Annotated in this window: 14 protein-coding genes and 4 pseudogenes; all 18 read left to right on the top strand. The window is 66.8% G+C overall.

The genetic code is table 11. The features are described 5' to 3' along the window. Positions 1-2: 2 nt before the first annotated feature. The 18 genes and pseudogenes from FOM02_RS40850 (at position 3) to FOM02_RS40765 (ending at position 20,030) form a co-directional block, all read left to right on the top strand. Positions 3-830 carry a helix-turn-helix domain-containing protein gene (locus FOM02_RS40850; protein WP_027557084.1) on the top strand — a complete coding sequence of 276 codons (828 nt, stop codon included), beginning with the start codon at positions 3-5 and terminating at the stop codon, positions 828-830. 191 nt (positions 831-1,021) lie between these two features. Beyond that, positions 1,022-2,032: a branched-chain amino acid ABC transporter permease gene (locus FOM02_RS40845; protein ID WP_027557083.1), complete on the top strand. Its 1,011-nt coding sequence runs from the start codon at positions 1,022-1,024 to the stop codon at positions 2,030-2,032. Position 2,033: 1 nt separating this feature from the next. Continuing rightward, on the top strand, positions 2,034-3,116 hold the full coding sequence (locus FOM02_RS40840) for a branched-chain amino acid ABC transporter permease (RefSeq protein WP_027557082.1): 1,083 nt from the start codon (positions 2,034-2,036) through the stop codon (positions 3,114-3,116). Then, positions 3,109-3,890 (top strand): annotated as a pseudogene (locus FOM02_RS40835) (ABC transporter ATP-binding protein). Before FOM02_RS40840 ends, FOM02_RS40835 begins: the two are co-directional and overlap by 8 nt. Next, entirely contained in the window at positions 3,883-6,093 is a 2,211-nt protein-coding gene (locus FOM02_RS40830; RefSeq protein WP_027557080.1) for an ABC transporter permease, read from the top strand. Before FOM02_RS40835 ends, FOM02_RS40830 begins: the two are co-directional and overlap by 8 nt. 3 nt (positions 6,094-6,096) lie before the next feature. Further along, entirely contained in the window at positions 6,097-6,930 is an 834-nt protein-coding gene (locus FOM02_RS40825; RefSeq protein WP_027557079.1) for a phosphoenolpyruvate hydrolase family protein, read from the top strand. Between the two features lie 26 nt (positions 6,931-6,956). Continuing rightward, a pseudogene (locus FOM02_RS40820) lies at positions 6,957-9,827 on the top strand (flotillin domain-containing protein). A 10-nt stretch (positions 9,828-9,837) separates the two neighbouring features. Then, positions 9,838-10,275 carry an SRPBCC family protein gene (locus FOM02_RS40815; RefSeq protein ID WP_027557077.1) on the top strand — a complete coding sequence of 146 codons (438 nt, stop codon included), beginning with the start codon at positions 9,838-9,840 and terminating at the stop codon, positions 10,273-10,275. Between the two features lie 2 nt (positions 10,276-10,277). Continuing rightward, a complete protein-coding gene (locus FOM02_RS40810; RefSeq protein ID WP_027557076.1) occupies positions 10,278-10,721 on the top strand; it encodes an SRPBCC family protein in 444 nt (147 codons plus the stop codon). Positions 10,722-10,724: 3 nt separating this feature from the next. After that, positions 10,725-11,543: an FAD binding domain-containing protein gene (locus tag FOM02_RS40805; protein ID WP_027557075.1), complete on the top strand. Its 819-nt coding sequence runs from the start codon at positions 10,725-10,727 to the stop codon at positions 11,541-11,543. Positions 11,544-11,549: 6 nt separating this feature from the next. After that, positions 11,550-12,026, top strand: coding sequence for a (2Fe-2S)-binding protein (locus FOM02_RS40800; RefSeq protein WP_027557074.1), 477 nt, complete (start codon positions 11,550-11,552; stop codon positions 12,024-12,026). A gap of 12 nt (positions 12,027-12,038) precedes the next feature. Then, a pseudogene (locus FOM02_RS40795) lies at positions 12,039-13,578 on the top strand (xanthine dehydrogenase family protein molybdopterin-binding subunit). A 1-nt stretch (position 13,579) separates the two neighbouring features. Then, positions 13,580-14,602, top strand: coding sequence for a xanthine dehydrogenase family protein molybdopterin-binding subunit (locus FOM02_RS40790; RefSeq protein WP_027557072.1), 1,023 nt, complete (start codon positions 13,580-13,582; stop codon positions 14,600-14,602). Positions 14,603-14,612: 10 nt separating this feature from the next. Beyond that, a complete protein-coding gene (locus FOM02_RS40785) occupies positions 14,613-15,494 on the top strand; it encodes an AAA family ATPase (RefSeq protein WP_027557071.1) in 882 nt (293 codons plus the stop codon). Further along, a pseudogene (locus FOM02_RS40780) lies at positions 15,491-16,602 on the top strand (vWA domain-containing protein). The gene FOM02_RS40785 and the pseudogene FOM02_RS40780 overlap by 4 nt, the downstream one beginning before the upstream one ends. Then, positions 16,599-17,483: an amidohydrolase family protein gene (locus FOM02_RS40775; RefSeq protein WP_027557069.1), complete on the top strand. Its 885-nt coding sequence runs from the start codon at positions 16,599-16,601 to the stop codon at positions 17,481-17,483. Before FOM02_RS40780 ends, FOM02_RS40775 begins: the two are co-directional and overlap by 4 nt. 30 nt (positions 17,484-17,513) lie before the next feature. Continuing rightward, positions 17,514-18,362 carry an MBL fold metallo-hydrolase gene (locus FOM02_RS40770; protein ID WP_027557068.1) on the top strand — a complete coding sequence of 283 codons (849 nt, stop codon included), beginning with the start codon at positions 17,514-17,516 and terminating at the stop codon, positions 18,360-18,362. 93 nt (positions 18,363-18,455) lie between these two features. Continuing rightward, complete coding sequence (locus FOM02_RS40765) at positions 18,456-20,030, top strand: isochorismatase family protein (RefSeq protein ID WP_027557067.1); 1,575 nt, start codon at positions 18,456-18,458, stop codon at positions 20,028-20,030. Position 20,031 lies beyond the last annotated feature (1 nt).

Here is a 20,031-nt window from a genome sequence, read left to right as displayed (position 1 = left end):
GCATGAGCCGTGCGCTCGCCGTCTTCCACGGCCGGTTCGGCCGGGCGACGGTTTATCAGTTGAACCGCCCTTTCAATATCCACGCCCATCGTGAAGGTCATCTGATCTTCCATGTCGGCGGCATGTCTGCATGCATTGATGTCTCAGACGGACACTATGATCTCACCGAGACCTCCGTGGTCGCCGTCAATCCGTGGGAGCCACACAACTTCCTGCCGAGCGATCTCGATGGCGGCGCCATCTTCTTCGTGCTCTATGTCAACGCCGAATGGTTCGCGCCCGATACCCCGGGCACCGACCGCCTACGGTTCGGCCGCACCCAGTTCAGGCGCACGCCTGCACTCGACAAGCACATCAGACGGACCGCCGCGCTCGTGTGCGGCGCACCATCCCTCTCCAGTCTCGATTCCGAGCTGAGGCGGCTGATCGACATCTGCTACGACGAAAGCTGGCAGCAGGCCGAGATCGCGCGCGATCCGCGCGCAAGCGGCTCCGTCACCGATTTCCGCGTGCGCAAATGCATCAAGATGATGTCGGAAAGCCCAGGCGCCGAGATCGAGCTCGATACGATCGCCCGCGAGTCCGGCCTGTCGCGCCCGCACTTCTACCGGCTGTTCCGTGTCCAGACCGGCGTCACCCCGAACCTCTACCTCAACACACTGATCATGGAACAGGCGCTCGAAGCGCTGGTGGCCAGCGAGACGCCGATCGCTGACATCGGCTTCGATCTCGGCTTCTCCTCGCAGAGCGGTTTCACCCGCTTCTTCGCCGCCAATGTGGGAATGGCCCCGACCGATTATCGCCGCGCAGCCAAGGTTTTGCGGGCCTGACCGCTGCACGAAAAGATACTCACGATCAAACGTCGCCCTCGCCGCCCGGCTAGGATGCGGGCAACGCGATCCAGAGATGATCGCGACCGACGGGAGCGCACGTCCATGGCAAGGCCTGCAGCCGCTGTAGGGCTGTCCGACCTGCATTTTACGAACTTTCGGCGTGTCGCCCGGACAAGCGGACGGCGCACATGAGCCGTTTCATCGAACGCCATCCCGCCTGGGCGCTGATCACGATCATCGCCGTTGCCGTCGTGCTCTGGCTGGTCTTCGCGGTCTGGCCGCCGGGTCTCGAAGAGGTGATCGGCCGCAAGCGCGTCTTCCTCAACGCCGTCTTCAACGGCATCACGCTCGGGGGCCTCTACTTCCTCGTCGCCAGCGGCTTCACGCTGATCTTCGGCCTGATGCGCAACGTCAATCTCGCGCACGGCTCGCTCTATCTGTTCGGCGGCTATGTCGGCTACGCCATCAGCACGGCGACCGGCTCCTGGCTGCTCAGCTTCATCGTCGCCTTCGTCCTGACGGCCCTGGTCGGCGTGCTGCTGCAGGTGATCGTGTTCCGGCGCATGGAGGGTCAGGACCTCAGGCAGACCATGGTGACGATCGGGCTGTCGATCGTGTTTGCCGATCTCATGCTGTGGGCCTGCGGCGGTGATTTCTATCAGATCCAGACCCCGAGCTGGCTGATCGGGCCCATAGACCTGCCGTTGATCACGGCGGTGAAGTCCTCGGGCGAGCCGGTCTATCTCAGATATCCGATGGTCCGGCTCGTGATCTTCGCCGCGTCCGTGGTCATTGGCGTTGCGATGTGGCTCGCGCTCAACCGCACCCGGATCGGCATGATCATCCGCGCCGGCGTCGATGATCGCGACATCCTGGCTGCGACCGGTGTGCGCATCCAGCTCGTCTTCGTCCTGGTGTTCGCATTTGGCGCTGGCCTTGCCGGCATCGCCGGCGTGGTCGGCGGCACGTTCCAGTCGTTGTCGCCGGGCGAGGACATCCGCTTCCTGCTGGCCTCGCTCGTGGTCGTGATCGTCGGCGGCATGGGCTCGATCCCCGGTGCGGCGCTCGGCGCGCTGATCATCGGCCTCGCCGAGCAGCTCGGCTCGGTCTACATCCCGACCTACGCCATCGTCGTGACCTTCCTGATCATGGTGCTGGTGCTGGCGATCCGGCCGCAAGGCCTGTTGGCGAGGCGCTGACATGTCGCTCGCGCACGATGCCCGCGTTGCCGTTCGTTCTGCCGCCGGAGCAGAGCGCCCCGCGCGGACCTGGCCGGAGATCGACAATCCCGCCGCCTGGGTCGTTGCGGCCATTCTTGTCATCATGCCGCTGATTGCCAACGGCTTCTTCCTGATCGAGATCTTCGCGACCACGCTGATCCTCGGCACAATGGCGCTGAGCCTGATGTTCCTCGCCGGTTATGGCGGCATGGTCAGCCTGATGCAGCTCACCATCGCGGGCTTCTCGGCCTACATGGTCGCCGTGTTCGGCGTCAGCGGCAACGCCAATATCAGCCTGGGCTGGCCCTGGTGGCTCGCCGTTCCCATGGCGCTCGCACTGGCGACTGCCTTCGGCACGCTCGGCGGCGCGCTCGCGGTGCGCACTGAAGGCATCTACACCATCATGATCACGCTCGCGATTGGAGCTGCCTTCTACTATTTCACCAACCAGAACTGGGCGATCTTCAACGGCCATACCGGCATCAACACCGTGGCAACGCCGCACTTCTGGGGCGTCAACTGGCGCGCCGACATCCCCTTCTACTATGTGGTGCTCGCGGTTGCCGCGCTCTGCTATTTCGCCGTCGAATATCTCTCGCGCGCACCCTTCGGCCTTGCGCTTCAGGGCGTCCGCGACAATCCGCGGCGCATGGCTGCGCTGGGCTTCAACGTCAACGCCCATCGCGTCGCCGCCTATGCCTTTGCGTCCTTCGTCGCCGCGCTCGCCGGCGTGCTCCAGGTCTGGAACTACCGGCAGATCTCGCCGGGCTCGGTCAGCGTCGGGGCCTGCATCGACGTGCTGATCATCTCCGTGGTCGGAGGCATCACCCGCCCGATCGGCCCCTTCATCGGCGCGCTGATCTTCGTGCTGCTGCGCACCTTCGCACTCGACTTCCTGGTCCGGCTCGGGCTCGACGGCAACCGCTTCCGCCTGCTGATCGGGCTCGGCTTCCTCGCCATCGTGTTCTGGTCTTCCGACGGCGTCGTCGGCCTGTGGCAGCGCTGGCGTCAGAGTCAGCGTCCTCGCGCGGACCGCCCAGGCGGAGGGCGCGGTCATGGATAGCGTCGCTCATCGCCTTTCCGCCGTCGGGCCGGCGCCGCGCTGGAACTACGCGGCGTGACCCGGCTGTTCGGCGCGCTCGCCGCGCTGACCGACGTCACCATCACGGTAAAGCCGGGTGAGCGGCGTGCCGTGCTCGGTTCAAACGGCGCCGGCAAGACCACGCTGTTCAACTGCATCACCGGCGACTTCCCGCCATCCTCCGGCACCATTCGCTTCTTCGGCGAGGACGTCACCCACTTCCCGCCCTATGAACGCATCCGCCGCGGGCTGCGCCGGACCTACCAGATCTCGGCGCTGTTCCCGGGCCTCACCGTTCAGGACAACGTCTATCTCGCCTGCCGCGGCGTCTCGCGCGGACGTTTCTCGTTCCTGCGCCCGGGGCAGAACGACGCGCTGATGCATGCCGCCGACAACCTCGTCCAGGCCGTGCATCTGTCGGCCGTGAAGGACCAGCGCGTGGCCGAGCTCGCGCACGGCCAGCAGCGCCAGCTCGAAATCGCGCTCGCGCTGGCCGGCGCCCCGCGCTTCGTCCTGTTCGACGAGCCGGCCGCGGGCCTGTCGCCGACCGAGCGGGCCGAGCTGATCGAGATCCTGACCTCTCTGCCGGCCCACATCGGCTACATCATCATCGAGCACGACATGGACGTCGCGCTGCGCGTCGTCGAGAGCGTCACGATGATGCACAACGGACGCGTCTTCAAGGAAGGCTTGCCGCAGGAGATCCAGTCCGATCCCGAGGTGCAGGAGCTCTATCTCGGAGGCGGCCATGAATGAGGCTCGCCGAACTTCCGCCGCGCTCGAGGTCCGTGGCCTCGACGTCTATTACGGCCACTCGCACGCGCTGCAGGGCGTCGACCTCACGCTGGAGAGCGGCGTGTTCTCCGTCGTCGGCCGCAACGGCATGGGCAAGACCACGCTGTGCAAGGCGATCATGGGGCTGGTCGGCGTGAGTGGCGGATCGATCCGCGTCCGCGGCGAGGATGTCACGCGGCGGCCACCGGCCCAGATCGCCCGGCTCGGCGTCGGTTATGTGCCGCAAGGTCGCCGTCTCTGGCGCTCGCTCAGCGTCGACGAGCATTTGCGGCTCGCCGGCGGGCTGCGCTCCGGCGCCTGGACCGTCGAGCGCATCTACGACACCTTCCCGCGGCTCGCTGAACGCAAGGATCACGGCGGCGGCCAGCTTTCCGGCGGAGAGCAGCAAATGCTGGCGATCTCGCGCGCGCTGCTCACCAATCCGCATCTCCTGATCATGGACGAGCCGACCGAGGGCCTTGCGCCCGTCATCGTCGCCCAGGTCGAGGAGATGCTGCTGCGGCTGGGCGAGGACGGTGACATGTCCGTGCTCGTGATCGAGCAGAACATCGGTGTTGCCACCGCGATCTCGCGCAACGTCGCGATCATGGTCAACGGCCGCGTCCACCGGATCATTGACTCCGCGCGGCTCGCTGCCGACCGCGAGCTGCAGCAGCGCCTGCTCGGCGTCGGGCTTCATGCGGAGCTGGAACCAGATGTCGATATATCTACGGCCGCTGCCGGCCCGAAACCGGCGCCGGCGCCACGCCCAGGCGGGCCGATCCGCATCTACATCTCCAACCCCGCGCCACCGACGCGATGGTCGCAGCCGGTGCCGATCGCGCGCATCGAGGCAGCGGCCCGCACACGGTCGACAGAGGTCACGCGGCTGGAGGAGACGACGCGGCGCAGGCGCGAGCCGATAGCGGCGCAGACCGCAGGACCGCCTGTCGTGCTGGTCGTCGGCACGCTCGATACCAAGGGCCAGGAGCTGCGCTTCATCCGCGACATCATCGCAGCAACCGGCCTTCGCACGCGGCTGGTCGACGTCTCGACCAGCGGCAAGCATTCCAGCTGCGATGTCTCTGCGCAGGAGATCGCGCTCAACCACGGCCGCGGCGGTGCGGCCGTGTTCGGCCCTGACCGCGGCGCCGCTGTGACCGCGATGGCCGATGCGTTCGCCAGCTGGCTGCGGCGACAAGGCAATGTCGCCGGCGTGATCTCGGCCGGCGGCTCGGGCGCGGCGTCGCTGGTTGCGCCGGGCATGCGTGCCCTGCCCGTCGGCGTGCCAAAACTGATCATCTCGTCCATCGCCTCAGGCGATGTCGGGCCCTATGTCGGCCCCGCCGACATCACCATGATGTACTCGGTCACCGACGTGCAGGGGCTGAATGCGATCTCGCGCGCCGTGCTGGGCAATGGCGCCAATGCGCTCGCCGGCATGGTCAAGGCAAGGCTCGATGCGCGTGCCGCCACAGGGCGAGAGGCCGGCGGCCTGCCCTCGGTCGGCATCACCATGTTTGGCGTCACCACACCGGCGGTGCAGAAGATCGCGGCCGAGCTGCGCGACGACTTCGAATGTCTCGTCTTCCACGCCACCGGCGTTGGCGGCCGCTCCATGGAAAAGCTCGTCGAGTCTGGTCAGCTTGCCGGCGTCATCGACCTCACCACGACCGAGATCTGCGACCTGCTGATGGGCGGCGTGTTTCCGGCGACCGAAGACCGCTTTGGCGCGGTCATCCGCAGCCGGCTGCCCTATGTCGGCTCGGTCGGCGCGCTCGACATGGTCAATTTCGGCGCGCCCGACACCATTCCCGAACGCTACCGCGGCCGCAAGTTCCACGTCCACAATCCGCAGGTGACGTTGATGCGGACCACGGCTGAGGAGAACGAGCGCATGGGCCGCTGGATCGCCGAGCGGCTGAACCAGATGGACGGCCCTGTCCGCTTCTTCCTGCCCGAGGGCGGCGTCTCTGCGCTCGATGCGCGCGGCCAGCCGTTCTGGGATCCGGACGCCGACGCGGCGCTGTTCCGCGCGCTGGAGCGCGACGTGCGCCAGACCAGCAACCGCCAGCTCATTCGCACGCCTAAGAACATCAACGATCCCGACTTCGCCGCCGCCATTGTCAGTGCGTTCCGAACTCTGTTCGGCCGAACCGGCGCGCGGCGGAGATTAGCGAGGTGACCGATGGCCAGGTTTGAACGCGCAGCCCTCCTGAAGAAGTTCCGCGACATGGCGAGGCGCGGCGAGCCGATCGTCGGCGGCGGTGCCGGCACCGGCCTGTCGGCCAAATGCGAGGAAGCCGGCGGCGTCGATCTCATCGTGATCTACAATTCCGGGCGCTACCGCATGGCCGGCCGCGGCTCGCTCGCCGGCCTGATGGCGTACGGCGATGCCAACGCCATCGTGCTCGAAATGGCCAGTGAAGTGCTCCCGGTGGTCGACCAGACCCCGGTGCTTGCGGGCGTCAACGGCACCGATCCGTTCCGCGACATGGATGTCTTCCTTGACCAGCTCAAGGCACTCGGGTTTGCGGGCGTCCAGAACTTCCCGACGGTCGGCCTGATCGACGGCACCTTCCGCGCCAATCTCGAAGAGACCGGCATGTCCTATGCGCTCGAGATCGACATGATCGCGAAGGCGCACGACAAGGACATGCTGACCACCCCCTACGTGTTCAGCGAGAAGGAAGCCGCCGCGATGGCGATCGCCGGCGCCGACATCATTGTCTGCCACATGGGTCTGACGACGGGCGGCACGATCGGCGCGCAGACGGCCCTGAAGCTCAAGGACTGCCCCGCGCGGATCGACACCTGGGCCACAGCAGCGCTCAGCGTCAATCCGGACATCCTGGTGCTGGCCCATGGCGGTCCGATCGCCGATCCCGCCGATGCCGATTTCATCATGAAGAACACCCGCCATTGCCACGGCTTCTACGGCGCCTCCTCGATGGAGCGGCTACCCGTGGAGCGGGCGCTGACGGAGCAGGTACGTCAATTCAAGGCGATCGGCGCGCGGTAACGCCGGAAGGTTCGAGGGAGGGAAAGATGTCAGGAATGCTGGTCGGTGAATTGATCCTCTGGCTGATCGTCGCGATCATCGTGATCGTGGTCGGCGTCTATATCGTCAACTGGCTCTACCACCGCTCCTCCAAAGAGACGTCATTCGTCCGGACCGGTTTCCTTGGCGAACGTGTGGTAATCAACGGCGGCGCCTTCGTACTGCCGTTCATCCACGACTACACGCCGGTCAACATGAACGTGCTGCCGATGGGCATCGTGCGTTCGAAGCAGGATGCCGTGATCACCCGCGACCGCATGCGCGTCGATATCGAGGCTGATTTTTATGTCCGGGTGCAGCCGACTCGCGAAGCCGTCTCGATTGCTGCCGCAACGCTCGGCCGCCGCACCATGGAACCGGGGCAGCTACATGCCCTGCTCGCCGGCAAGTTCATCTCGGCGATCCGTTCGGTCGCCTCCGAAATGACGATGGAGGAGATGCATGAGCGGCGCGGCGACTATGTCGCGCGGGTCAAGACCAACGCGGCCGAGGCGCTCGCGCAGAACGGGCTCGAGCTGGAGTCGGTCGCGATCACCGATCTCGACCAGACCGACCTCGAATTCTTCAACCCCTCGAACCGCTTCGACGCCGAAGGTCTGACGCGCCTGATGGAGGATATCGAGGCGAGGCGCAAGCTGCGCAACGACATCGAGCAGGACTCGATGATCAAGATCCGCTCCCGCAACCTGGAGGCCGAGCGGCAGGCGCTCGAAATCGAGCGCGAGAGCGAGACCGCGCGGCTGGAACAGGAACGCGACATCGAGATGCGCCGCGCGCTGCAGCGCACCGAAGTGGCCCGCGAGCGTGCACTGCGCGAGACCGAGGCCGAGCAAGCGCAGATCTCGGCACGCGAGGCCATCGAGCGCGCCCGCATCGCCAACGACCAGGCGATTGCGGAGGCGCGCATCGCCTCGGAGCGCGAGACCCGCCAGAGGGAGATCGAGCGAACCCGGACGATCGAGGAGAAGGAGCTGCTGGCTCGGGAGGAGATCGAGAAGACTCGGATCGCGAACCAGCGCTCGATCGACACCACCCGCATCGCCTCCGAGCGTGAGGTCCGCCAGCGCGAGATCGAGCGCATGCGCACGGTCGAGGAAGCCGAGATCGCCGCCCGCGAAGCCATCGAGAAGGCCCGCATCCAGCAGGATCGCGTCGTCACCGATGCCCGTATCGCCAAGTGAAGAGGAAACACGGCGCCGCGAGATCGAGCGCACCCGCGCCGTCGACGAGGCCGAAATCGCCGCGCGCGAGGCCACCGAAAAGGCCCGCATTGCCCAGACCATGACGGTCAATGTCGAGCGCATCTCCTCGGACGAGCGCACCCGCGCGCTGGAGATCCAGCAGGTGCGCACCATCCAGGAAGCCGAGATCGAGGCGCAGCGCGCGGTCGAAGCCGCCCGCATCGCCCGCGAGCGGACGCTCGCCGCAGAGCGCATCGCCGCCGAACAGAACACCCGGCAGCTGGAGATCGAGCGCAACCAGACGCTGGACGTCGCCGGCATCGCGGCCCGCGAAGCGACGGAAGCCTCCCGTATTGCGCAGGAGGAGCGCGTGCGGTCGCTCGAGATTGCCCGCAACCGCGCCGTCGAGGAAGCCGACATCGCCTCGCGCGAGGCGATCGAGGCGGCCCGCATCGCCCAAGAGAAGGCGGTCGCGGCCGAGCGCATCCAGGCCGACCGGGAGACCAGGGCGCTCGAGATCGAGCGGACCGGCACATTGGAGGCAGCCGAGCTGAAGCGGCGCGACGCCATCGAGCGCCAGCGCATCACGGTCGATCTGGCGCTCGAGGCCGAGCGCATCAATTCCTCCAAGAAACGCGAGGTGCTCAACATCGAGCAGAAGAAGGCCGTCGAGATCGCGGACGAGGACCGCGTCATCGCCCTCTCCACCAAACGCTCCGAGCGCATCGATGCCGACCGCCAGGTCAAGCAGGCCGAGATCGTCGCGCGCAAGGAGGTCGAGACCACCGACGTCTCGCGCGAGCAGGCGCTCGAGGCCGCCCGTATCGAGCGGCGGCGTGCGATCGAGCAGCTCGAGGTCGCCCGCGTCCAGTCGCTACAGGAGGCCGAAATCGCCGCGCGCGAGGAGGTCGAGCGTGCCCGCATCGCCTCTGACCGCGGGCTGGACGAGGCCCGCATCGGGCGCGAGCGCGAGCTGCGCAAGCTCGAGGTCAACCGCGAGAAGGATGTCGAGACCGTGCTGATGGAGAAGGCGATCGCCATCCATCAAAAGTCGCTGGAGGAGTCGGCGGCGCGCGCAGCCGCCGAGGAAGCGCGGATGCGAGCCACCGAAGCGGCCGAGCGCGTCGTCACCGCGCGCGAGAGCGAGATCGCCAAGCGTCGCAAGACCGTCGAAGTGCTGCTGGCCGAGAAGCAGGCCGAGGAGACCCGGATCGCGGCCGAAGCCGAGCGTGTGCGCGCCGCTGTCGAGGCCGAGGCCCAGCGGATGCTCAACGAGGCCGAGAACGTGCTGACCGACCAGGCGCGCTACTCGCTGTTCCGCCGCAAGCTGCTCGACCGCATCGAGGGTATCGTGCGCGAGAGCGTCAAGCCGATGGAGAAGATCGAGGGCATCCGCATCCTCCAGGTCGACGGCCTCAACGGCAACGGACATGGCGGCGGCAATGGCGGCCGCAGCGCCACCGACGAGGTGATCGACTCCGCCCTGCGCTACCGCGTCCAGGCGCCGCTGATCGATTCCATCCTGTCCGACATCGGCGTCGAGGGCGGCAGCCTGGCAAAGATGCCCGGACTGATCCGCGAGGCCCGCGACATGCAGGGCATCAAGGATTCCGCGCGCAAGGGTGGCGGTGGCGGCGACAAGCCGGCGCCGAGCGCGGTCCGCGGAAGAAGAGCTGAGGTCTAGGTCATGGCCCGCGTCTACGTCTCCACCGTCGTCAATGCCCGCAACGACCGAGTCTGGGCACGGGTGCGCGATTTCAATGGCATGCCGAACTGGCACCCGGCCATCGCCGAGAGCCGCATCGAGGGCGGCGAGCCCTCCGACAAGATCGGCTGCGTCAGGGACTTTCGCCTCCGCAACGGCGACCGCATCCGCGAGAAGCTGCTCGGCCTCTCCGACTACGACATGTTCTGCACCTATTCGATCCTGGAATCGCCGATGGGCGTCGAGAACTACGTGGCAACCCTGCGGCTCACGCCCGTTACCGACGGCGACCAGACTTTCATGGAATGGACCGCGGAATTCGACTGCGCGCCGGAACGGGAGAACGAGCTCGTGAGCAATATCGGCGGCGGCGTGTTTCAGGGCGGCTTCGACGCCCTGAAGCGTGTGTTCGGAGGCTAGCCGTGCCGCATGTTGTCAAGAGCACGATCCTGAACGCGCCGACCGACGCGGTGTGGGAGGTGCTGCGCGATTTTAACGGCCATGACCGCTGGCACCCGGCAGTTGCGACCTCCTCGATCGAACGCGCGCAATCCGCCGACAAGATCGGCTGCGTCAGGCGGTTCAAGCTCAAGGACGGCTCCGAGCTGCGCGAGCAATTGCTGGCGCTGTCCGACCTCGAACAGACCTTCAGCTATTGCCTGCTTGATACGCCGATCCCGATGTTCAACTACGTCGCCCACGTCCGCCTGCTGCCGGTGACCGACGGTGACCGCACCTTCTGGCACTGGGAGTCGCGGTTCACGACCAGGTCCGAGGACCGGGACCGTATCACCCACATGGTTGCCGAGGACATTTATCAGGTCGGGTTCGAGGCAATCCGCCGGCACATGAAGGAGGCCGCTTAAGCCATGGCCGTGACGGTAAAGACCTTTGCGAATGCGAGCGAAGCGGCCGGCGCGCTGTCCTCGGACCGCAGCGCGCGCTATCTCGGCGGCGGCACGCTGGTGATGCGGGCGCTGAACGAGGGCGACGTCTCGATCTCGACGATCGTTCGCGCCAGCGACCAGGCGCTGAGCCGGATCGATGCTTCCGGCCCGCGCGTGACGCTGGGCGCCGGCGTCACCTTCGCGCGCGTGCTCGCCGAACGCGACCTCGCCTTCCTGCACGCCCCTGCCCGCTCGATCGGCGGTCCGGCCGTGCGCAACATGGGGACCATTGGCGGCAATCTGTTCGCGCCGAGCCCTTACGGCGATTTCACCGTGGCGTTGCTCGCGCTCGACGCCACCGTCGCTGTCGCAGGCGGCTTCGGCACACGCGACATCCCGATCGAGGAGTTTCTGCAGGCGCGCGACCGGCAGGCCGGCACGCTGGTGCTCTCGGTGTCCTGCACCCGGCCGGCCAGCACGGAGGCCTTCCGCTATCGCAAGATCGCGCGCATCAAGCCGAAGGGCGGCTCGGTGATCACGCTCGCCGTGCACCTGCCGATCTCTGGCGGCCGGATTGCGGGCGCGCGGATCGCGCTGGGCTCGATGGCGCCGACGCAGATCCGCGCTCGCGCCGCCGAACGCGCACTGGAGGGCCGCTCGCTGGATGCCGCGACCATCGCGGCCGCGGCATCCGCCGCGAGCGAAGGAACATCACCATCGGACAACGCGCTCGGCAGCGCCTGGTACCGCCGCGAGATCGTCGGCGTGCATCTGCGGCGTCTGCTGTCCGGACAGGAATAGATCGCCATGTCGAAGATCCCCCTGCAATTTCGCCACAACGGCCGCGACGTCGCAATCTTCGTCGACGGTGGCACCAATCTCCTCGTTGCACTTCGCGAGCTGATCGGCGACATGACGCCGAAATTCGGCTGCGGCCAGGGCGGCTGCGGCACTTGCAGCGTGCTGGTCGAAGGCGAGCTGCACCTCTCCTGCCTGACTCTCGCCGAGACGGTCGCCGGCCGCTCGGTCGAGACGCTCGACGGCATGAAGCAGGGCCCGAACCTGCATCCGCTGCAGCGCGCTTTCGCCGACCATTTCGCCGCCCAGTGCGGCTATTGCACGCCGGGCATGCTGATGGCCGCCAAGGCCCTGCTCGACCGCAACCCGTCGCCGAGCCGCGACGAGGTCGTCGAGGCGATCTCCGGCAACATCTGCCGCTGCACCGGCTATGAGCCGATCATCAATGCCATCCTCGCCGCCGCGAGCGGCCGGGTCAGCGCGTAAGGGAACGCGACCATGCTGGAACTGCGCAAGGACATTTTTGCCGACGAGCGCGACGATAATTTGAAGGAGATCGGCAAGGGCACCCAGCGCCAGGACATGCTCGGCCATGTCACGGGCACGTCCAGCTATTTCAACGACCACAAGCTGCAGGGCATGCTGCACCTGAAGGTCGTGCGCTCGACCCACGCGCACGCAAGGCTGCGCCGGATCGACACCACCGAGGCGGAGCGCTCGGCGGGCGTGCGCCGGATCATTCGCGGGGCTGATGTGCCGGTCAATCTGAACACGCTCCTCAGCCTGATCAATTTCGGCAAGGACGACGAGCCCTCGCTTGCGGTCGACAAGGTCCGCTACAAGGGCGAGCCGATCGTCGCCATCGTCGCCGACAGCGAGCGCGAGGCCTTCGAGGCGGTCGCCAAGGTCAGGATCGATTACGAGCCGTTACCGGCCGTGTTCGACGTCGAGGATGCGCTGAAACCCGGTGCGCCCGTGGTCAACGAGACCTATCCCAAGAACACCTTCACTTATCACGACGTCTACGACCACCAGAAGCTGCGCTTTGGCGATGCGGATGCGGCGCTTGCAACCGCCGACCACGTGCTCGAGCAGCGCTATCAGATGTCGCCGATCGAGCATGCGCCGACGGAGACCAACGGCGCGATTGCCGCACCCGACACCAACGGCCGCTACGTCGTCTACACCTCGACCCAGGCGCTGTTCTTCTCGGTCGACACCTGCGCCAAGATCCTGGACGTGCCATCCAACACCTTCCACTTCATCGGCGGCACCGTCGGCGGCGGCTTCGGCGGCAAGGTCGACACATTGACCGAGCCGCTCGCGATCCTCGGCGCCATGCTAACGGGGCGCCCCGTCCGCTACGTGTTCGGCCGCGAGGAGGAGATGCAGTACGGCCCGCCGCGCGGCGCTGAGCGCATCTACATCAAGGACGGCGTGATGCGCGATGGCCGCATTGTCGCGCGAAAGATCCGCGCCTATTTCGACAGCGGGGCCTATACGCGGCTGTCGAGCTATGCTGCGGTGAAATGCGCCGCGCATCTGCCGGGCCCATATACGATCCCCAACGTCTATGGCGACGTCTACTGCGTCTTCACCAACCGCACGCCTGCCACCGCCATGCGCGGCTTCGGCGTGACCGCGATGGACTTCGCCATCGAGTGCCAAATGGACAAGCTGGCGAACCTCGTCGGCATGGACCCGATGGAGTTCCGCATCCTCAACGCCTATCGCGACGGCGACATGAAGGCCCACCGGCGCGAGGCCAAGAACACCGCACTGATCGAATGCGTGCAGGTCGCCGCCGAAAAGGCCAAGTGGCCGCTCCGCGAGGAATTCAAGCGCGCCTCCTCGCGCAAGGATGGTGGCGGCAGCCGCGCTGTGATCCCGCCGACGCCGACGCTTCCGCCTACCGTCACCCGCCGAACCGCCGCGCGAGCCCCCACCACCGGCTCCGCCGCCACCCCCGCCACGGCCAGCGGCTCCCTCGCACGGCGCAACCCGTTTCTCCTCCGTCTTCGGCACCAGGAGGCGCTGAGATGACCAGGCACCGCGGACGCGGCATGGCGTCGATCAACTATCCCATCGGCATGAATCTCGGCGGCGATCCGAGCCAGGCGCTGGTGCATTCCAACCCAAGCGGCAAGTTCACGGTGGCGCTGTCGTCGATCGATCTTGGGCAGGGCATGAAATCTGTGACGCGGCAAATCTGCGCGGAGACGCTGGGTGTGCCGGTCGAGGACGTCTACGTCGACACTGCCGATTCCGACACCGGCCCGCACTGCATGGGCTCGTTCGCTTCGCGCGGCACTCATCGCGTCGGCAATGCGGTGATGGCCGCCGCCCGCGAGGCGCGCGGCGTGATGATGGAAGCGGCGGCCGAGGAGCTCGAGGTCAACGCCGCCGATCTCGAGACCGACGGCCGCGGCAACATCCACGTCAAGGGCGCGCCGCACCGCTCGATCTCGACCAAGGATGTCGCGATCGCGGCGCAGTTCAAGCAGGGCAAGACCATCTCCGGCCGCGGCATCTTCCTCGTGCCGCTGTCGGACGTCGACCCCGAGACCGGCGAGATGTCGCCTGCGACCTGCTACGCCCACGCCTGCCTCGTCGCCGAGGTCGAGGTCGACGACGAGACCGGCGAGGTTGCGATGGTCCGCATGGACTCCGCCTATGAGCTCGGCCGCGCGCTCAATCCGCGCCTCGTCGAGCAGCAGCTGGTCGGCGGTGCCTGGATGGGCGTCAGTCACGCGCTCTACGAGACCCCCGAGCCCTACTATCCCGAGCCCGTTCATGGCCCCCGCGACTTCGTCGAATATCTGATGCCCGGCCCCGGCGACATCTGTCCGCACGACATTGCCGTGCTGGAGCGTCCAGCGCCTGATGGTCCTTTCGGTGCAAAGGGCCCCGGCGAGATGTGCGCCAACCCGGTGCTGCCCGCCGTTGCCAATGCGATCTTCAACGCCGTCGGCGTCCGCATCGACGATCTCCCGATCACGCCGGAAAAGGTGCTTAGGGCGATCAAGTCACAGGGCGGCGCGCGGCCGCAGGCACGTCGCTGAAGGAGACATCGTGGCCGTTCGCAGCAACATCGTCGGCATCGACAGCCCGGAGGCGCTGGAGAAGGCCCTGCGGGCGGCCTATTACCTCGCCGACGAAGGGCTCGCGACCGCCGCCTATCTCGGCCTTGCCCTCGGCAAGCCGCTGCTGCTGGAAGGCGCACCAGGCGTCGGCAAGACGGAAGCGGCGAAGGCCATCGCGGCCGTGCTCGGCCGGCAATTGATCCGCCTGCAATGCTATGAAGGCATCGACGCGTCGGCCGCACTCTATGAATGGAACTATCCGCGCCAGATGCTCGCGATCCGCCAGGCCGGCGATGATAGCATCGACATCTACGGCGAGACCTTCCTGATCGAACGGCCGATGCTGGCGGCGCTGCGCGCGCCAGATTCCACCGTGCTGCTGATTGACGAGATCGACCGCGCCGACCAGGAGTTCGAGGCGTTCCTGCTCGAATTCCTCTCCGACTTCCAGATCTCCATTCCCGAGCGCGGCACGGTCCGCGCGGCCGAGCGACCCGTAGTCGTGCTGACCTCGAACCGCACGCGCGATCTGCACGAAGCCCTGCGGCGCCGCTGCGTTTATCACTGGATCGACTATCCCACGGCCGAGCGGGAGGCGCGGATCATCATGATGCGCGCGTCCAGCGTCGCCGAAGCCACGGCCCGCGCCGTCGTCGCGGCCGTCGAGAAATTGCGACGCGAGCCGTTGAGCAAGGCGCCCGGCATCGCCGAGGCCGTCGATTGGGCGGAGGCCGCGACGCTGCTCAACAAGGGCGGCGCGCGCTGGCCCGACGCCTTCAAGCGCTCGATCGGCGTGGCGCTGAAGGATGAGGAGGACCTGCACTTCGTCGCGCCGCGGCTCGATGCCATGCTGGCGGAGGCGACCGCATGAGCACCGAGCTGCAGCTCCCGCGCGCTGCCAGGATCTTCATTTCCTTCGTCGCGCTGCTGCGCGCCAACGGCTTTGCCGTTGCGCCGGAACAGACCACCGCGTTCCTGGCAGCGATCGAACTGCTGGGTCCGCGCGACCTCAGGGATATCAGGCAGTCTGCGCTTGCCACCCTCGCCCCGCCCCCAGAGCGCCGCGCCACCTTCGACCGGCTGTTCGACCTGCATTTCCGCGGCAGCGAGGCCATCGAGCACGCCGACGACGGCGAGGACGACGAGACCGTCCGGCTCCAGGAAGAGGGTCGCGGCGACGAGGAGCCCCTGCTCTCCGATGAGGCCAACGAGTCCGGCCTCACCGCGACGCGCACCGAGGCGTTGGTCGAGCGCCGCTTCGCCCAGCTCTCCACCTCCGATCCGCTCCGCCGCCTGGCGCGCGAGGCCCCGCGGCGTTTGCCGCGGCGGCGCGGCAGCCCTTGATGACGTGGTGATGCAGGATCAGCCGGCGGTCGCCGGAGAGATCGACCGTCCGCAGCGACGGCGAAATCCTGCGTCTCGGCCACCTGAAGCGGCGCCAGCGTCCCCGCAAGATCCTGTTGCTGATCGACGTCTCCGGCTCGATGAAGAGCCGCACCGAGGAGAACATGAAACTCGCCCATGCGCTGGTGCAGGCTGCGCCGAATGTCGAGGTCTTCACCTTCGGCACGCGCCTGACCCGTGTCACCCGCGCGCTGCGGCTGAAGCGACGCGAGCAGGCCTTGAGCGCGGCCGCACATCTCGTCAGTGACTGGGACGGCGGCACCCGCATCGGCGATGCGCTGCAAGCGTTCCTGGCGGTCCCTCGGTTCGGCGGCTATGCCCGCGGTGCCGCCGTGGTCATCGTGTCCGACGGACTCGAACGCGGCGAGCCCGACGCTCTTCGCGACGCCGTGGCGAAATTGTCGCGGCGGGCCTGGCGCCTGAGCTGGCTGACGCCGCTCGCAACGGGACCAGGCTTTCGCCCGCAGACCGAAGCGCTCGTCGCGATCGAACGCTTTGTCGACGATCTCGTGGACGGCGGATCGAGCGCCTCGATCGTCGCCCATGTACTGGCACTGGGAAGGAGAGCTGCGTGAACGATATAGTCGACGGCCATCACCACATCTGGCGGCAGGCCGACCTGCCCTGGCTGACCGGCCCCATGCAGCCGCGCATCTTCGGACCGTACGAGCCGATCCGGCGCGATTATCCGATCGAGGAGTATCTTGAGGATCTCAAGGGCACAGGCGTCAAGCGCTCGGTCTATGTGCAGACCAACTGGGCGCCGGAGCATTTCGAGGACGAGGCCGCCTGGGTGCAGCGGACCGCCGAAGAGCACGGCTGGCCGCATGCCATTGTCGCCTACGCCAATTTCGCGGCGGACGACGTGCGCCCGCAGCTCGACCGGCTCAAGCGCTATCCGCTGCTGCGCGGCGTGCGCATGCAGCTGCACTGGCACGAAAACCCGCTGTACCGCTTCGCGGCTCGTCAGGATCTGTGCGCCGACCCCGTGATCCGTCGCAACGTCGCGCATCTCGCCGATTACGGCTGGAGCTTCGACCTGCAGGTCTTCACGCCGCAGATGCCGGATGCCGCACTGCTCGCCGAGTCCTGCCCCAAGGTGACGTTCGTCCTCCAGCATGCCGGCATGCCGGAGGATCTCTCGCCGGCGGGACGCGCGGCCTGGCGCGCCGGGATGGCCCGCCTCGCCACCTGCCCGAACGTGGTCTCGAAGCTGTCCGGGCTCGGCACCTTCATCCATCGCAACGACCCCGCGCACATCGCGGCCGTGCTCGCCGATACGGTCGCGATCTTCGGCGCCGAGCGCTCCCTGTTCGGCTCCAATTTCCCGATCGAGAAATTGTGGACCAGCTATCGCGAGCTCGTCGGTGCCTTTCGCAGCGCCGCCGCGCCATTCAGCGCCGAGCAGCAGGACGCGATCTTCCGGACGACGGCTGCGCGCGTCTACCGGCTTTGACAGACGAGACACGAGACAGGAGGGCAAGGAATGGCGTTGGAGATCAAGATCCTGGACTATGGCGATATCGAGCTGGAATCGAGCTTCCTGGTGCTCGGCCGCGACTGCGGCCGCACCCGCCGCGTCCTCACCCTCGGCTTCCTGATCCTCGGCGGCCCATATCCAGTCGTGGTCGACACCGGCTATCGCTCCAACCAGATCATGGAGACTCTGGGGATGCGCGGGCTTCAGTACCATGAGCATATGATCGAGAACCAGCTCGCGCGCCACGGCGTGCGCATGGGCGATGTGCGCTTCGTCTGCCACACCCATCTCCACATCGACCACGCCGGCAAGGACGATCTATTCCCGATGAACACGACCGTCGTCGTCAATCGCAAGGAGCTCGAATATTCCGTCTCCGGCCTGATGCATCCGCAATATCCAGCGCCCGACATCAAGCACCTGATCGACCGCCTGCACACCAAGAGCGCGCTGCGCTTCCTCGACCTGGAGATCACCGGTCCGATCGAGCTGATGCCCGGCGTCTATTGCGATGCGGCCAACGCCCACACCGAGGGATCGATGAACATCATCGTCCACACCGCCGACGGCATTGCGACCATCTGCGGCGACGTGATCTACGACTTCAACGACCAGATCGTCACGCCCTTCCACGAGATCCACGACTGGGAACCACGCACCACCGGCAACCATGGCACCAGCAAGCGCGCGGAGAAGGCGGCGATCAAGAAGCTGCTGAGCAGTTCGCGCTATCTCCTTCCCGTCCACGACCGGCCCGCCAAGATCGAAGGCGGCAACGTGGTCGGACGACTGCACGATCAGGTTCCTGGCCCGATTGTTCAGTCCCTTCCCCAGCGCAACTGGTTCCCTGCGTGAGGCTTTTTTGCGCATGATCCTTTCGGAAAACCGCTTCACACTTTGCGCTAACGCGGCCCTTCGGGTCCGGATCATGCGTCCGAGGATCGACCGATGACGCATGTCACCCTGCGAAGCGAGTTCGAGAACCTGATCGACCCCTATGCGCCGGTCGCACAGATCGGCACCGGCTTTGATTTCACGGAAGGGCCGATCTGGCATCCGGTCGATCATTATCTGCTGTTCTCGGACATGCCCGGCGACGTGCGCCGGCGCTGGGATGCGCGGCGCGGCGTCGTCGAGGTCAAGCGCCCTTCGAACAAATGCAACGGCATGACCTATGACGCCGAGCTCAACCTGATCGTCTGCGAGCACGCGACCTCGTCGCTCGTCCGCGAACGCCCGGACGGACGGCGTGAGGTGCTCGCTTCGCATTTCGGCGGCCAGGAGCTCAACAGCCCGAACGACGTCTGCGTGCATTCTTCTGGTGCAATCTATTTCTCGGATCCCTGGTATGGGCGGATGCCGGTGTATGGCGTCGAGCGGCCGCGCCAGCTCGGCTTCCAGGGCGTCTACCACGTCCTGCCAGGCGGCGAGCCGAAGCTCCTGGTCGAGCGGAACCTGTTCGACCAGCCGAACGGACTGTGCTTCTCGCCCGACGAGAAGCTGCTCTATGTCAACGATACCGTGCAGGCGCTGATCCGCGTGTTCGACGTCAATGCCGACGGAACGCTCTCGAACGCACGCGTGTTCGCGAGCGGCATCAAGTCCGAGCTCGAACCGGGCCTGCCCGACGGCATGAAATGCGACCAGCACGGCAATGTCTGGGTCACCGCCCCCGGCGGCGTCTGGGTCTATTCCCCGCGCGCCGAGCTGCTCGGCAAGGTCCGCGTGCCGGAGCTGGTCGCCAACCTCGCCTGGGGTGGGCCGGATTTCCGCACGCTCTACCTCACCTCGACCCGTTCGGTGTATGCGATCCCGACCAGGGTCGGCCCGCGTCACGAGCCCTATATGAGCGGCCGGCGCGCCGGCGGCGGAGCGAGCCCGAGCTCGGCTCCGGCCTCGCCTGTTCTCGCCGAGGGCGAGATGCGGCTCGATCCGCAGCGCTGCGCCATGATCATCCAGGATCTCCAGAACGACGTCATCATGGACGGCGGCGCCTTCGCTGAATCAGGCGCGCCGGGGCACGCGAAGCAACAGCATGTCGTGGAGAACGTCCGGCGCCTCGCGGAGGCCGCGCGCGCCCGCGGCGTCGCCATCATCCATGTCTGGTTCGTGGTCGAGCCAGGCGCGCCCGGCGTCACGCTGAACGCACCGCTGTTCGAGGGTCTCGTCGATAGCAAGGCGATGGTGCGGGGAAGCTGGGGGGCGGCTCCGGTCTCCGGCCTCGAGCCGCGGCCCGGCGACTTCGTCGTCGAGAAGATGCGGATGAGCGCCTGGGAAGGCACGCGGCTGGAGACCATCCTGAAGGCCACCGGCCGCGACATGATCATCAATACCGGCGCATGGACCAACATGTCGGTCGAGCACACCGCGCGCACCGGTGCCGACAAGGGCTACTTCATGATCGTGCCCGAGGATTGCTGCTCGACCATGAACGCCGACTGGCACAACGCCTCGATCAATTTTGCCATGCAGAACGTCGCGGTCGTAACCAGGGCCGATACCGTCATCAGAGCGCTGGGATGAG

Source organism: Bradyrhizobium sp. SEMIA (assembly GCF_014844175.1).
Taxonomy (GTDB): domain Bacteria; phylum Pseudomonadota; class Alphaproteobacteria; order Rhizobiales; family Xanthobacteraceae; genus Bradyrhizobium; species Bradyrhizobium arachidis.
This window is presented reverse-complemented; position numbering and strand designations above follow the sequence as displayed.